Below are 13,841 nucleotides of genomic sequence, written 5' to 3' on the forward strand. Positions count from 1 at the left end.
GTCGCTTGTCCGTGCGTCCTCAGCGGGGAAGTCGACGGGATCGCCAGGCAAGGCTTCCACACGGCCCGGCATGTCGCGCCGGATCAACTCCCCGTCGCGTCGCGGCGCGACGCTGTCAAATTGCCGAAATAATTTCGTCACATCATCCGCCCCGATTCGAAGCCTTTGCGGCTTCGCGAGGCCGGTGTGTCGCGCGTCGCGCGGGGCAGCGCCCGAAGCCGATTCGGCATTTCAACGGAGAGACCATGCAACGCCGCCAGTTCATGAACACCCTTGCCGCGGCGACCGCTGCGACGCCGCTGATGCTCAAGGCCGGCATCGCCGGCGCGAAGAGCGCAACCGCCCCGGACGCGCTGGACCCCGGCCGCTGGTCGCCGTTCAACGCCGCGCGCCTGCAGGCGGTGCTCGACCAGCATGGCGTCGCGAGCGCCCGCTACGACGGAAAGCGCCGCCCGTATGCGGTGTTCGACTGGGACAACACGTGCATCATGAACGACTGCGAAGAGGCGTTGCTGATGTACCAGATCAACCATCTGCAGTACAAGCTGACGCCGGACGAATTCGTCGCCGTGATGTGGAAGGACGTGCCGAAGGGCGCGTTCATGAAGGACTACACGACCGTCGACGGCAAGCCGGTGACGATGGAGGACCTCGCGGCCGACGTCGAGTCCGACTACCGCTGGCTCCATGCGAACTACCAGGGCCTCGGCGGCGACAAGAGCCTCGACGAGATTCGTGACACCGATCAGTTCAAGGATTTCCGCGCGAAGCTGTACTTCATGTACGACGCGATCTGCGACACGCATCCGCTCGAAGTCGGCTACAAGTGGATCATCTACTTCTACCGGAACATGACGACCGCCGAGCTGCAGGCGATGGCGCAAGCGTCGAACAACTACGGGATCGGCGATGCGTTGCGCAAGGTCCGCTACGAAAGCCCGAAGACGCTGCCGGGCAAGGCCGGCGTGGTGGCCGACACGCATTTCCACGGCATCCGCATTCACGAGGAAATCCGCGCGGTGATGCATACGCTGCGGGCGAACGGCATCGACGTGTACGTGAGCACCGCGTCGCTCGACGACGTCGTGCGCGTGTTCGCCGGCAATCCGAACTATGGCTACGGCGTGCCGCCCGAGAACGTGATCGGCCTGCGTCTGGACATGCAGGACGGCAAGTACACGAGCACCTATCCGGCCGGCTGGCATTTCAACTGGGGGCCGGGCAAGACGGTGGGCATCCGCAACGTCCTCGCGTCGAAGAAGGGCTATGGCCCGCTGCTGGTGTTCGGCGACAGCGACGGCGACGCGTGGATGCTGCGCGATTTCAAGGACACCGCGGCCGGCGTGATCGTCAACCGGATGAAGAAGGGCGAGATCGGCGCGGACAGCAAGCTCGCGGCCGAACAGATCGGCAACCCGGACGCGCGTTTCCTGCTGCAGGGCCGCGACGAGCACACAGGCCTCATGATTCCGGACGAGAAGTCGATCAAGTACGGCAAGAGCGAGCGCAAGCTGCTGGCCTGACGCGGGCGGACGCGGGCCGCCGGGCGCTGGCCGCGGCTCCCGCGCTCATCGACATCGGCCCGTGGCGTCTTGCGGGCCGGCACATGCGCGTATCAAGGCTCGCGCTTCGCCCCCAACCGATCAAGCAACGCCCCCAGCAGATCGATCGGCAGCGGAAATACGATCGTCGAATTCTTGTCCGCCGCGATCGTCGTCAGCGTCTGCAGATAGCGCAACTGCATCGCCTGCGGCTGCAGCGCGAGCCGCTGCGCGGCTTGCAGCAGCTTCTCCGACGCCTGCAATTCGCCTTCCGCGTGAATCACCTTCGCGCGCCGCTCGCGTTCGGCTTCGGCCTGCCGCGCGATCGCGCGGATCATCGTCTCGTTCAGGTCGACGTGCTTGATCTCGACCGTCGACACCTTGATTCCCCACGCATCGGTCTGCGCGTCGAGCGTCTTCTGGATGTCCGCGTTCAATTGCTCGCGCTCGGCGAGCAGCGCGTCGAGTTCGTGCTTGCCGAGCACCGCGCGCAGCGTCGTCTGCGCGAGCTGGCTCGTCGCCTCGAAGAAGCGCGCGACCTGGATCACGGCCTTCTCCGGATCGACCACGCGGAAATACACGACCGCATTGACCTTCACCGATACGTTGTCGCGCGTGATCACGTCCTGCGCCGGCACGTCGAACACGACGGTGCGCAGGTCGATCCGCACGACCTGCTGGACGATCGGGATGATCAGCACGAGCCCCGGCCCCTTCACTTTCCAGAACCGGCCGAGCATGAACACGACGCCGCGCTCGTATTCGCGAAAGATGCGGATCGATGACGCGACGAGCACCACGACGAAGACGATGAGGACGCTGCTGAAGCCGAACGTGTAACCGATCATGAAGGTTCTCCCTGCGGATGGGCGGGTGCGGGCACGTCGTAGAGCGGCGCGACCGTCAGCGTCAGCCCGTGGCGGCCGGTGACGCGCACGCGGCAGCCGGCGGCCAGCGGCGTGCTGCTCGCCACGCGCCAGCGCTCGCCATGCACGCGCGCCCAGCCGGCGGCCGACGGCGGCGCGCCGGCTGCGCCGTGCGGCTGGTCCGGCTGCAGGCCGTCGTCGAGCACTTCGCCGATGCTGCCGAGCATTGCCTCGGCGCCCGTCACGACCGGGCGCCGCCGCGCGCGTAGCGCGACGCTCGACACGCCCGCGACGAGCAGCCCGCCGCCGAGCGCGAGGCCCGCGATCACGGGCCACGGAATCCCGTAGCCGGGCACGTCGGTGTCGAGCAGCATCAGCGCGCCGATCGTGAACGCGACGATGCCGCCGAACCCCAGCACGCCGAAGGTCGGCAGGAACGCCTCCGCGACGAGGCAGCCGAGCCCGAGCAATACGAGGCCGAGGCCCGCATAGCTGACCGGCAGCAACTGCATCGCGAACAGCCCGACCAGCAGGCAGATCGTGCCGGCGACGCCCGGCAGCACGAAACCGGGGTTCGCGAATTCGAAGAAGAGGCCGTAGATGCCGATCGTCAGCAGGATCAGCGCGACGTTCGGATCGGCGATGATCGCGAGGAACCGGCTGCGCCAGTCGGGCGCGAGCACGACGAGCGGCGCGTGCGCGGTCGCCGGATGCAGCGTGCCGGCGGTCGTCGTCACCGCGCGGCCGTCGAGCTGGCGCGCGAGATCGGCCGGGTCCTGCGCGATCAGGTCGACGACGTGCTGCGCGCGTGCCTCGTTCGCCGACAGGCTCACGGCCTCGCGCACCGCGCGCTCGGCCCATTCGGCATTGCGCCCGCGCAACTGCGCGAGGCCGCGGATGTATGCGGACGCATCCTGCATCGCCTTGCGGATCTCGGTCGATTGCGTGTCGGTCGGCAGCATGGCGGCCGTGCCCGACACGCCAGACGCACCGGATGCACCCGATGCACCGGTCGGCCGCGGCGCAGCGGGGTTCGCGCCCGGCGGCGCGGCGGCGCCGATGCCGAACTGCACGGGCGACGCCGCGCCGAGGTTGGTGCCGGGCGCCATCGCCGCGAAGTGGCTCGCATAGACGATGTAGGTGCCGGCGCTCGCCGCTCGCGCACCGCCCGGCGCGACGAATGCGGCGACCGGCACCGGCGAGCCGAGGATGGCCTTGATGATCTGCCGCATCGACGTATCGAGGCCGCCGGGCGTGTCGAGCTGCAGGATCGCGAGCGGCGCGTGCTCGCGGGCCGCGCGGTCGAGCGAACGCACGATGAAATCGGCGCTGGCCGGCCCGATCGCGCCGTTGACGGGAATCACGACGACCGGGTGCGCGGCGGGCGCGTCGGCCGATGGCGGCGCGGCGAGCGCGGCGCACACGACGAGCAGCGCCGCGAACAGCGCGGCGCGCGCGACCCGCGCGGACAGCGGGTGACGGGGGCGGCCGCCGGGCGCGGCAGGCGCCGGTGGCGGCTCATGACGATTAAAGCGCATCGGGACGTCCGGGCGGCGCACGGCCGCGTGCCGTCCGGCTGGCGGAAAGGGCGTGGGCCCGATGCTTGAAGATTAGGCGGTTTCGGCCGAAAGCGCGAAGGCGAGGCAGGGCTGGCCGCGCATTCAGCCGGCGCCGCCGCCGCGCGCGAGCGCTTCTTCCCGAAACTCGGCCGGACTGCGCCCGCTCCACTTGCGAAACGCGCGGTAGAACGCGCTCGGCTCCGCGAAACCGGTCGCGGCCGCGACGTCGGCGATCGTGCGGGCGGGGTCGGCCAGCGCCTCGAACGCGAGATCGCGTCGCAGCGTGTCCTTGATCGACTGGTACGCGTGGCCTTCCTGGTGCAGCTTGCGGCGCAGCGTGGCCTCGGCCACGTGCAGCCGGGCGGCCATCCCGCCCGCGCCCGGCCATGCGGCGGGCGGCATTCCGCGCAGCACCGCGCGCACCCGCTGCGCGAGCGCGTTCGGGTTGCGGTACTTGACGATGAAGCTGGCCGGCGCGTTGCGCAGAAACGTTTTCAGCGTCTTGGCGTTCTGCACGACCGGCAGCGTCGCGAATTCGGGATCGAAATCGACATACGAATCGGGCTCGTTGAAACGCATGTCGTCGCAGAACATCGACGGGTATTCGTGGTCGGCCGGTGGCGTGTCGCAGCGGAAGCTCGCGTGCAGCAGCGGAATGCGCCGGCCGATCAGCCAGCAGGTGAGCCCGTACACGATGATGAAATAGGTCGCGTACGTGAACATCGCGGGCGTCGCGCCGTTGTTGCGGTGCACGAAACGTAGCCGCACGCGCTGCGGATTCGCGTCGAGCTCCGCGTGCAGGTCGTCGAGCACGCAGTGCATGAAGTTCACCGCGCGCGCCATCGCGTGCAGCCCGTCGCGTGCGGACAGCGCGGCCTGGCTCATCGCGATGAAGCTGCCGCTGCGCATCGGGTGGCGATCCTGCCCGAAAAACTCGTCGTCGAGCGTGCGCGCGATCGCGTTCCACAGCGCGCCGTATTGCTGCGCGGACACGCGTGCGCGCGGCTGGCCGAGCAGCGCGGGCGCGATGCCGGCCTGCGCGAGCAGCGGCTCGGCCGCGACGCCGCGCCGCGTGGCGAGCGCGACGCTGTACGCGACGAGGCTGATCGCGACGGTTCCCTTGTCTTCCTGCTTCATCGGTGTCGCCGGTGTGGCAAAAACGCTCAGTGTAAATGAGCGACGCGAGCATCGAACAGTCGCGCGCGCTTGCCTACACTTGTTGCATCGAAACGCAAGGACGGTCGCGCCCGGCGGCCGCGGGAGACAGCAGCACCATGGACGAGCTTTACACCGAAGACCAGCGGATGATTCGCGATGCCGCGCGCGCGTTTGCCACCGAGATGCTGGCGCCGAACGCCGCGCAGTGGGACCACGACGCGCACCTGCCCGACGCGATCGTCGCGCAGCTCGGCGAGCTTGGCCTGCTCGGGATGATCGTGCCGCAGGAGCTGGGTGGCTCGTATACGGATTACGTGGCGTATGCGCTGGCGATGGAGGAAGTCGCGGCCGGCGACGCCGCGTGCGCGACGATGATGAGCGTGCACAACTCGGTCGGCTGCGGGCCGATCCTCGGCTTCGGCACGCCCGCGCAGAAGGATCGCTGGCTGGCCGACATGGCGGCCGGCCGCGTGATCGGCGCGTTCTGCCTGACCGAGCCGCATGCCGGTTCCGAGGCGAACAACCTGCGCACGCGGGCCGAACTGCGCGACGGCAAATGGGTGCTGAACGGCGCGAAGCAGTTCGTGACCAACGGCCAGCGCGCCGGTGTCGCGATCGTTTTTGCCATGACCGACCCGGAAGCCGGCAAGCGCGGCATTTCCGCGTTCCTGGTGCCGACCGACACGCCCGGCTTCATCGTCGGCAAGCCCGAGAAGAAGATGGGCATTCGCGCGTCGGATACGTGCCCGATCACGTTCGAGAACTGCGCGATTCCGGAAGAGAACCTGCTCGGCAATCGCGGCGAAGGGCTGAAGATCGCGCTGTCGAACCTCGAAGGCGGCCGCATCGGCATCGCCGCGCAGGCGCTCGGCATCGCGCGCGCCGCGTTCGACAAGGCGCGCCGCTATGCGGGCGAGCGCGTGCAGTTCGGCAAGCCGATCGCCGAGCATCAGGCGATCCAGCAGAAGCTCGCCGACATGGCCGTGCAGATCAACGCCGCGCGCCTGCTCGTGCATCACGCGGCGAAGCTGCGCACGGCCGGGCTGCCGTGCCTGTCGGAAGCGTCGCAGGCGAAGCTGTTCGCGTCCGAGATGGCCGAGCGCGTGTGTTCGGATGCGATCCAGATCCACGGCGGCTACGGCTACCTGGTCGATTACGAAGTCGAGCGTCATTATCGCGACGCACGCATCACGCAGATTTACGAAGGCACCAGCGAAGTGCAGCGGATGGTGATCGCGCGGCAGCTGTGAGCCGCGACGTGCGCCCATCCGGCATCACGCAGTCGAACATACGGTCGAACAAGCAGGCACACGAGACAGGCACGAGGGCAGCGCGGCAAACGCGGCACGCAACGACGTGACCGTGCGCCGTGCAAAACGGGACGGCACACGTGCTGCGGCACATGCGCCGGTTGACCGCTGGGCATGGAGACTGGACGGAGACGACACATGACGGTACAGGCATTCCTGGACGCACGCGACTTCCTGCTGCGCCATCGCACCGACTACGACACCGCGTATCGCGATTTCGCATGGCCGGTGCTCGATGCGTTCAACTGGGCGCTCGACTACTTCGACCCGATGGCGCGCGGCAACGACCAGCCCGCGCTGTGGATCGTCGACGCGGCGACCGGCACGGGCGATCCGTATTCGTTCGCGCAGATGTCCGAGCGTTCGTCGCGGATCGCGAACTGGCTGCGCTCGATCGGCGTCGGGCGCGGCGACCGCATTCTGCTGATGCTGCCGAACCGCGTCGAGCTGTGGGACGCGATGCTGGCCGCGATGAAGCTCGGCGCGATCGTGCTGCCCGCCACCACGCAACTGTCGCCCGACGACGTGCGCGACCGCGTGCAGATCGGCGGCGCGACCTACGCGATCGTCGACGAGCACGAAACCGCGAAGTTCGAGCAGGCCGGCCTCGGCCTCGAGCAGAAGATCGTCGCGGGCGCGCCGCGCGAAGGCTGGCTCGCGATGAACGACGGCTATGCGGCGAGCGCCGCGTTCGAGCCGGACGCCGTCACGCACGCGAACGATCCGATGCTGCTGTACTTCACGTCGGGCACGACGTCGAAGCCGAAGCTCGTCGAGCATACGCACCGCACCTATCCGGTCGGCCATCTGTCGACGATGTACTGGGTCGGCCTTCAGCCGGGCGACATCCACTGGAACATCAGCTCGCCGGGCTGGGCGAAGCACGCGTGGAGCTGCTTCTTCGCGCCGTGGAATGCGCAGGCCTGCGTGTTCGCGTTCAACTATGCGCGCTTCGAGCCGAAGGTCGTGCTCGATGCGCTCGTCAAGTACCGGGTGACGACGCTGTGCGCGCCGCCGACCGTGTGGCGCATGCTCGTGCAGCAGCCGCTCGCGTCGTTCGACGTGAAGCTGCGCGAGATCGTCGGCGCCGGTGAGCCGCTGAATCCCGAGATCATCGAGCGCGTGAAGAAGGCCTGGAACATCTCGATTCGCGACGGTTACGGCCAGACCGAGACGACCTGCCTGATCGGCAATTCGCCGGGCCAGCCGGTGGTCGCCGGCTCGATGGGCCGGCCGCTGCCCGGCTACCGGATCGCGCTGCTCGACCCGGACGGCGCGCCGGTGACCGAAGGCGAGGTCGCGCTGCCGATCGGTGACGACGTCACGCGCCCGGTCGGGCTGATGAAGGGCTACGCGAACAATCCCGACGCGACGGCCCATGCGATGCGCGACGGCCACTACCGTACGTCGGACATCGCGATGCGTCGCGACGACGGCTACTACGTGTACATCGGCCGCGCGGACGACGTGTTCAAGTCGTCCGACTACCGGCTGAGCCCGTTCGAACTGGAAAGCGTGCTGATCGAGCATCCGGCGATCGCGGAAGCGGCCGTCGTGCCGAGCCCGGACCCGGTGCGGCTGTCGGTGCCGAAGACCTTCATCACGCTGCGCCAGGGCTATGAAGAAAGCCCCGCGCTCGCGCTGGAGATTTTCCGTTTCTCGCGCGAGAAGCTCGCGCCGTACAAACGTATTCGCCGCCTGCAATTCGCGGAGCTGCCGAAGACGATCTCGGGGAAGATCCGCCGCGTCGAGCTGCGCCGCCGCGAGATCGAGCGTGGCGACGACGCGACCGCGCGCATGCCCGGCGAGTACTGGGAAGAAGATTTCGCCGCCGAACTGAAATGACCGGCCGCGGGCCGCGCGCCGCATTTTTCGGCGCGCCGTCCGCGGCCGCACTGAACCGAACCGGCCGCGCGTTGCCTGACGCCGCGCGGCTCACTGCAAGGAGAGTGCACGAATGAACGCGAATCCGACGCCCCGCACGGGGCAAGACGTGCCGACGGTCAAGCTGCTGATCGACGGCGCCTTCGTCGAGTCCGCCACGAGCGAGTGGCGCGACGTCGTCAACCCGGCGACGCAGCAGGTGCTCGCGCGCGTGCCGTTCGCGACCGTCGCGGAAGTCGACGCGGCCGTGCGGGCCGCGCACGCCGCGTATGCGACGTGGAAGAACACGCCGATTTCCGCGCGCATGCGCATCATGCTGAAGTTCCAGGATCTGGTGCGCGCGAACCAGCCGCGCATCGCGAAGACGCTGACGGCCGAGCAGGGCAAGACGATTCCCGATGCCGAAGGCGACATCTTCCGCGGCCTCGAAGTCGTCGAGCACGCGTGCTCGATCGGCACGCTGCAACTCGGCGAATTCGCGGAGAACGTCGCGGGCGGCGTCGATACCTACACGCTGCGCCAGCCGATCGGCGTCTGCGCGGGCATCACGCCGTTCAATTTCCCCGCGATGATTCCGCTGTGGATGTTCCCGATGGCGATCGTGTGCGGCAACACGTTCGTGCTGAAGCCGTCCGAGCAGGACCCGATGTCGACGATGGAGCTCGTCGAACTCGCGCTCGAGGCCGGTGTACCGAAAGGCGTGCTGAACGTCGTGCACGGCGGCAAGGAAGTCGTCGACGCGATCTGCACGCATCCGCTCGTGAAGGCGATCTCGTTCGTCGGCTCGACCGCCGTCGGCACGCACGTGTACAACCTCGGCAGCCAGCACGGCAAGCGCGTGCAGTCGATGATGGGCGCGAAGAACCACGCGATCGTGCTGCCCGACGCGAACCGCGAGCAGGCCATCAACGCGCTCGTCGGCGCGGGCTTCGGCGCGGCCGGCCAGCGCTGCATGGCGACTTCCGTCGCGGTGCTGGTGGGCCAGGCGCGCGAATGGCTGCCCGACCTCGTCGCGAAGGCGAAGACGCTGAAGGTCAACGCGGGCTCGGAAGCGGGCACCGACGTCGGGCCGGTCGTGTCGCGCGGCGCGAAGGCGCGGATTCTGTCGCTGATCGACATGGGCATCAAGGAAGGCGCGAAGCTCGAACTCGACGGCCGCGACGTGAAGGTGGCCGGCTTCGAGGAAGGCAACTTCATCGGCCCGACCATCTTCTCCGGCGTGACGACCGACATGACGATCTACACGCATGAAATCTTCGGGCCGGTGCTGGTCGTGATGGAAGTCGACACGCTCGACGAAGCGATCGCGCTCGTCAACGCGAACCCGATGGGCAACGGCGTGGGCATCTTCACGCAGAGCGGCGCGGCGGCGCGCAAGTTCCAGAGCGAGATCGACGTGGGCCAGGTCGGCATCAACATCCCGATTCCGGTGCCGGTGCCGTTCTTCAGCTTCACCGGTTCGCGCGGCTCGAAGCTCGGCGACCTCGGCCCGTACGGCAAGCAGGTCGTGCAGTTCTATACGCAGACCAAGACGGTCACCGCGCGCTGGTTCGACGACGACACGACGGCCGGCCCGGTGAACACGACGATCCGGCTGCATTGAGCGGCGGAGGAAGCCAACATGAAAATCGGATTTATCGGCCTCGGCCACATGGGCGCGCCGATGGCGCTGAACCTGCTGAAAGCCGGCCATGAAGTACATGCGTTCGACCTGAGCGCCGACGCATTGCGCGCGCTGCAGGACGCCGGCGCGCAGGTGGCAGCTTCCCCGCGCGATGCGGCATCGGGCGCGACGTTCGTGATCACGATGCTGCCGGCCGCGCCGCACGTGCGCTCGGTGCTGTCCGGCGAGAACGGTGTGCTGGCCGGCCTCGGCGCGGGCGCGACCGTGATCGATTCGAGCACGATCGACCCGGCGAGCGCGCAGGCGTTCGGCGCGCTGGTGCGCGAGCACGGCGGCGCGTTCGTCGATGCGCCGGTGTCGGGCGGCACCGGCGGCGCGGCGGCAGGCACCTTGACCTTCATGGTTGGCGGCAGCGACGCGGATTTCGAGCGCGTGAAGCCCGTGCTGGCCGGCATGGGCAAGAACATCGTCCATTGCGGCGCGACGGGCATGGGGCAGGTCGCGAAGGTCTGCAACAACCTCGTGCTCGGCATCTCGATGGCGGCGGTGTCGGAGGCGATGTCGCTCGGCGTCGCGCTCGGCATCGACCCGAAGGTGCTGGCCGGCATCGTCAACACGTCGACGGGCCGCTGCTGGAGCTCGGACACGTACAACCCGTATCCGGGCGTGATCGAGACCGCGCCGTCGTCGCGCGGCTACACGGGCGGCTTCGGTACCGACCTGATGCTGAAGGATCTCGGCCTCGCGAACGACGCGGCGAAGCAGGCGCGCCAGCCCGTCTATCTCGGCGCGCTCGCGCAGCAGCTGTACCAGACGATGAGCAGCCGCGGCGACGGCCAGCTCGATTTCTCGGCGGTGATCCGCCTGTATCAATCGCCTACAAAGAAGGACGCGTGATGATCGAACTCGACTACGTCGACGACGGCGCGATCGCGTGCGCGACGCTCAAGCGTCCGCCCGCGAACGCCTTTACCGCCGACGGGCTGCAGCAGCTGCAGGCGACCGTCGCCGAACTGAATGCGAACCCGCGCGTGCGCGCGCTGGTGATCACCGGCGACGGCCCAAAGTTCTTCAGCGCGGGCGCCGACCTCAACACGTTCGCCGACGGCGATCGCGCGGTCGCGCGCGCGATGGCGGCGCGTTTCGGCGCGGCGTTCGAGGCGCTGCACGACGCGCGCGTCGTGACGATCGCGGCGATCAACGGCTATGCGATGGGTGGCGGCCTCGAATGCGCGCTCGCGTGCGACCTGCGGATCGCGGAGACGCATGCGCAGATGGCGCTGCCCGAGCCGTCGGTCGGCCTGCTGCCGTGCGGGCTCGGCACGCAGACGCTGCCTTGGCTCGTCGGCGAAGGCTGGGCGAAGAAGATCATCCTGACCGGCGCGCGCGTCGACGCGGCCACCGCGCTGCGGATCGGCCTGGTCGAGGACGTGGTGGAAAGCGGCGCCGCGCGCGATGCGGCACTCGCGCTGGCGCGCAACGTCGCGCGGCAAAGCCCGCATGCGGTGACTTACAGCAAGGAGCTGATCGGTCTTGCCCGCCGCGGCGTGCCGCGCGGCGCGGCGCTCGCGGTCGAGCGCGAACGCTTCGTCGACCTGTTCGACACGGCCGATCCGCGCGAGGGCGTGGCGGCGTTCCTGGGCAAGCGCGCGCCGCAGTGGCGCACCGATGGAGAGCCGCAACGATGAGTACGCCGGTGACGAATCACGACGCATTCGCGGAGCATGCGCCCGAGGTGCTGTTTCGCGTGGTGAACCGCGTGGCGCTGATCACGCTGAACCGGCCGGCCGCGCTCAACGCGCTGTCATACGCGATGATCGGCGAACTCGCGGGGCTGTTCGAGCGCTGCCGCCACGACGACCAGATCGTCGCGGTCGTGCTGCGCGGCGCGGGCGAGAAGGGTTTTTGCGCGGGCGGCGACGTGCGTGCGTTGTACAAGATGGTCGCGCAGCGCGAAACGTGGCTGCCGTTCTTCGTCGACGAATACCGGCTCGATTACGCGATCCACGCGTTCCCGAAGCCGGTGGTCGCGCTGATGGACGGCGTGACGATGGGCGGCGGCATGGGCCTCGCGCAGGGCGCGGCGCTGCGCGTCGCGACCGAGCGCAGCAAGATCGCGATGCCGGAAACGCGCATCGGCCTCGTGCCCGACGTCGGTGCGACGCATTTCCTGTCGGGCATGCCGGTTGAACTCGAACTGTACGTGGGGCTGACCGGCGCGATGCTGTCGGGCGCCGACGCGCTCACCGCGAAGCTCGCGGATCTGTGCGTGCCGTCCACGTGGCTCGACACGTTCGAGGCCCGCATCGAAAGCGTGAAGTGGGACGGCGATGCGCTGCCGTTGCTGCGCAAGGTGTTCGAGCCGCCGTGCAACGTGGTGCCGCATGCGGCGCTCGACAGCCAGATGCCGTGGATCGTCCGCCACTTCGACAAGCGCTCGAGCGTCGAGCGGATCGTCGCGACGCTCACGCAGGAGCTGGCGCGTGACGAGCTGGCACGCGAGCACCGCCAGTGGCTGCAGGCGACGCTCGACGCGCTCGCGAGCCATTCGCCGACGATGCTCGCCGTGACGCGCGAGGCGCTGCTGCGCGGCCGGCAGATGACGCTCGCGGAATCGTTCCGGATGGAGCTCGGCATCGTCGCGCGCGCGATCGAGGAAGGCGATTTCTGCGAAGGCGTGCGCGCGCATCTCGTCGATAAGGATCGCAAGCCGCGCTGGGCGCCCGCGTCGCTCGTCGAACTGCGCGCCGAACGCGTGCGGCATTTCCTGACGTCGCCGTGGAAGCTGTTCGCGCATCCGCTCGCCGATCTCGGCGCGGCGTGATCGTCGCGTGACGGCCCGACGCGCCCGTGCGGCGCGTCGGTTGCCGCGTATTTCCTTCCTTTGCGTCCGCGCTCGGCGCTTGGCGCTTAGCGCTTAGCGCTCGATCATCGGCGGTACCGCCTCCACGAGCGCATCGATCACGCAGCGCGTCTTGCGCGGCAGGTAGCGCGTCTTCGGCCAGATCGCATGAATGTCGCCTTCGCAGACGAAGCAGCGATCGAGCACGACCACCATCTCCCCGCGCTTCACGTAGTGATCGAGCAGCCAGCTCGGCAACCATGCGATCCCGAACCCCGATGCGCCGGCCGCCGCGATCGCCTGCACGTCGTCGAAACTGAGCTGGTGCGGCATGTCGATGTGGACGCTCGAGCCATCCGGCGCACGCAGGTACCACGGCTGCACGACGCCCGAGCGTGAATACGCGATCGTGCGGTGGTTTTTCAGATCGTCGAGCGATTGCGGTGTGCCGTGGCGAGCGAGATACGACGGCGCCGCGCCGAGGCTCCCGTATTGCGTGCCGAGCCGCCGCACCGCGAGGCTCGTGCTGTCCGCGAGCGGGCCGATCCGCACCGCGAGATCGATGCCTTCCTCGACGAGATCGACGAAGCGGTCGGTGATCGACACGTCGATCCGCAGGTGCGGGTAAGTGCGCGCGAGGTCCAGCACGATCGGCGTCACGCAGTGATGCCCGAATGCGAGCGGCACGCTCAGCCGCAGCTTGCCGCGCGCCTCGTTGCGGCCGCAGTCGAGATCGGCTTCCGCCGCTTCCAGTTCGGCCAGCGCGCGCACGCAGCGGTCGTAGTACGCCTGGCCGTCGTCGGTCAGGCTCTGGCTGCGCGTCGTGCGCTGCAGCAGCCGCGCGCCGAGCCGCTTCTCGAGCCGCGCGATCGCCTTGCCGACTGCCGAGCGCGTCATGTCGAGCCGTTCGGCGGCGAGCGCGAAGCTGCCGGATTCCACGACCTGGACGAAGGTCGTCACGCCGTCGAGTCTGTCGGTCATAGCGGGTTGCGTCGATTGGGTCCTAAGATTCCCCAGTCAATGGAAACAGGTGCGTCAATGGGGAGGTGAATTCTCA

The 13,841-nt window shown here is 68.6% G+C and carries 11 protein-coding genes; 7 read left to right on the forward strand and 4 right to left on the reverse strand.

All coding sequences use genetic code 11. From position 1 onward, the window contains the following. Nucleotides 1–245: 245 nt before the first annotated feature. Entirely contained in the window at nucleotides 246–1,523 is a 1,278-nt protein-coding gene (locus HWX07_RS02140; RefSeq protein ID WP_175875000.1) for a haloacid dehalogenase-like hydrolase, read from the forward strand. A 92-nt stretch (nucleotides 1,524–1,615) separates the two neighbouring features. On the opposite strand, the gene HWX07_RS02145 is transcribed toward HWX07_RS02140, so the two are convergent. The 3 genes from HWX07_RS02145 to HWX07_RS02155 all read right to left on the reverse strand — a co-directional run bounded on the left by HWX07_RS02145 (nucleotide 1,616) and on the right by HWX07_RS02155 (nucleotide 5,103). Beyond that, nucleotides 1,616–2,389: a slipin family protein gene (locus tag HWX07_RS02145; protein WP_175875001.1), complete on the reverse strand. Its 774-nt coding sequence runs from the start codon at nucleotides 2,387–2,389 to the stop codon at nucleotides 1,616–1,618. Next, nucleotides 2,386–3,945: a nodulation protein NfeD gene (locus tag HWX07_RS02150; protein ID WP_175875002.1), complete on the reverse strand. Its 1,560-nt coding sequence runs from the start codon at nucleotides 3,943–3,945 to the stop codon at nucleotides 2,386–2,388. The genes HWX07_RS02145 and HWX07_RS02150 overlap by 4 nt, the downstream gene beginning before the upstream one ends. Nucleotides 3,946–4,068: 123 nt before the next feature. Further along, nucleotides 4,069–5,103, reverse strand: a complete 1,035-nt coding sequence (locus tag HWX07_RS02155; protein ID WP_023477776.1) for an AraC family transcriptional regulator — start codon at nucleotides 5,101–5,103, stop codon at nucleotides 4,069–4,071. Nucleotides 5,104–5,240: 137 nt separating this feature from the next. Here HWX07_RS02155 and HWX07_RS02160 point away from each other — a divergent pair, with 137 nt between their 5' ends. From HWX07_RS02160 to HWX07_RS02185, 6 genes are all read left to right on the forward strand, one after another. Beyond that, on the forward strand, nucleotides 5,241–6,374 hold the full coding sequence (locus HWX07_RS02160; RefSeq protein ID WP_023477775.1) for an acyl-CoA dehydrogenase family protein: 1,134 nt from the start codon (nucleotides 5,241–5,243) through the stop codon (nucleotides 6,372–6,374). Nucleotides 6,375–6,572: 198 nt separating this feature from the next. Next, nucleotides 6,573–8,279, forward strand: a complete 1,707-nt coding sequence (locus HWX07_RS02165) for an AMP-binding protein (protein WP_175875003.1) — start codon at nucleotides 6,573–6,575, stop codon at nucleotides 8,277–8,279. Nucleotides 8,280–8,391: 112 nt separating this feature from the next. Beyond that, on the forward strand, nucleotides 8,392–9,921 hold the full coding sequence (locus HWX07_RS02170; protein ID WP_175875004.1) for a CoA-acylating methylmalonate-semialdehyde dehydrogenase: 1,530 nt from the start codon (nucleotides 8,392–8,394) through the stop codon (nucleotides 9,919–9,921). Between the two features lie 18 nt (nucleotides 9,922–9,939). Then, nucleotides 9,940–10,839, forward strand: a complete 900-nt coding sequence (gene mmsB, locus HWX07_RS02175) for a 3-hydroxyisobutyrate dehydrogenase (RefSeq protein WP_175875005.1) — start codon at nucleotides 9,940–9,942, stop codon at nucleotides 10,837–10,839. Continuing rightward, entirely contained in the window at nucleotides 10,839–11,630 is a 792-nt protein-coding gene (locus tag HWX07_RS02180) for an enoyl-CoA hydratase (protein WP_175875006.1), read from the forward strand. Before mmsB ends, HWX07_RS02180 begins: the two co-directional genes overlap by 1 nt. Beyond that, nucleotides 11,627–12,766 carry an enoyl-CoA hydratase/isomerase family protein gene (locus HWX07_RS02185; RefSeq protein WP_175875007.1) on the forward strand — a complete coding sequence of 380 codons (1,140 nt, stop codon included), beginning with the start codon at nucleotides 11,627–11,629 and terminating at the stop codon, nucleotides 12,764–12,766. The genes HWX07_RS02180 and HWX07_RS02185 overlap by 4 nt, the downstream gene beginning before the upstream one ends. Before the next feature lie 93 nt (nucleotides 12,767–12,859). Here the strand turns inward: HWX07_RS02185 and HWX07_RS02190 are convergent, their stop codons facing one another. Further along, a complete protein-coding gene (locus HWX07_RS02190; RefSeq protein ID WP_006498841.1) occupies nucleotides 12,860–13,765 on the reverse strand; it encodes a LysR family transcriptional regulator in 906 nt (301 codons plus the stop codon). Nucleotides 13,766–13,841 lie beyond the last annotated feature (76 nt).

It is taken from the genome of Burkholderia sp. BCC0097 (genome assembly GCF_902832985.1).
Lineage (GTDB): Bacteria > Pseudomonadota > Gammaproteobacteria > Burkholderiales > Burkholderiaceae > Burkholderia > Burkholderia orbicola.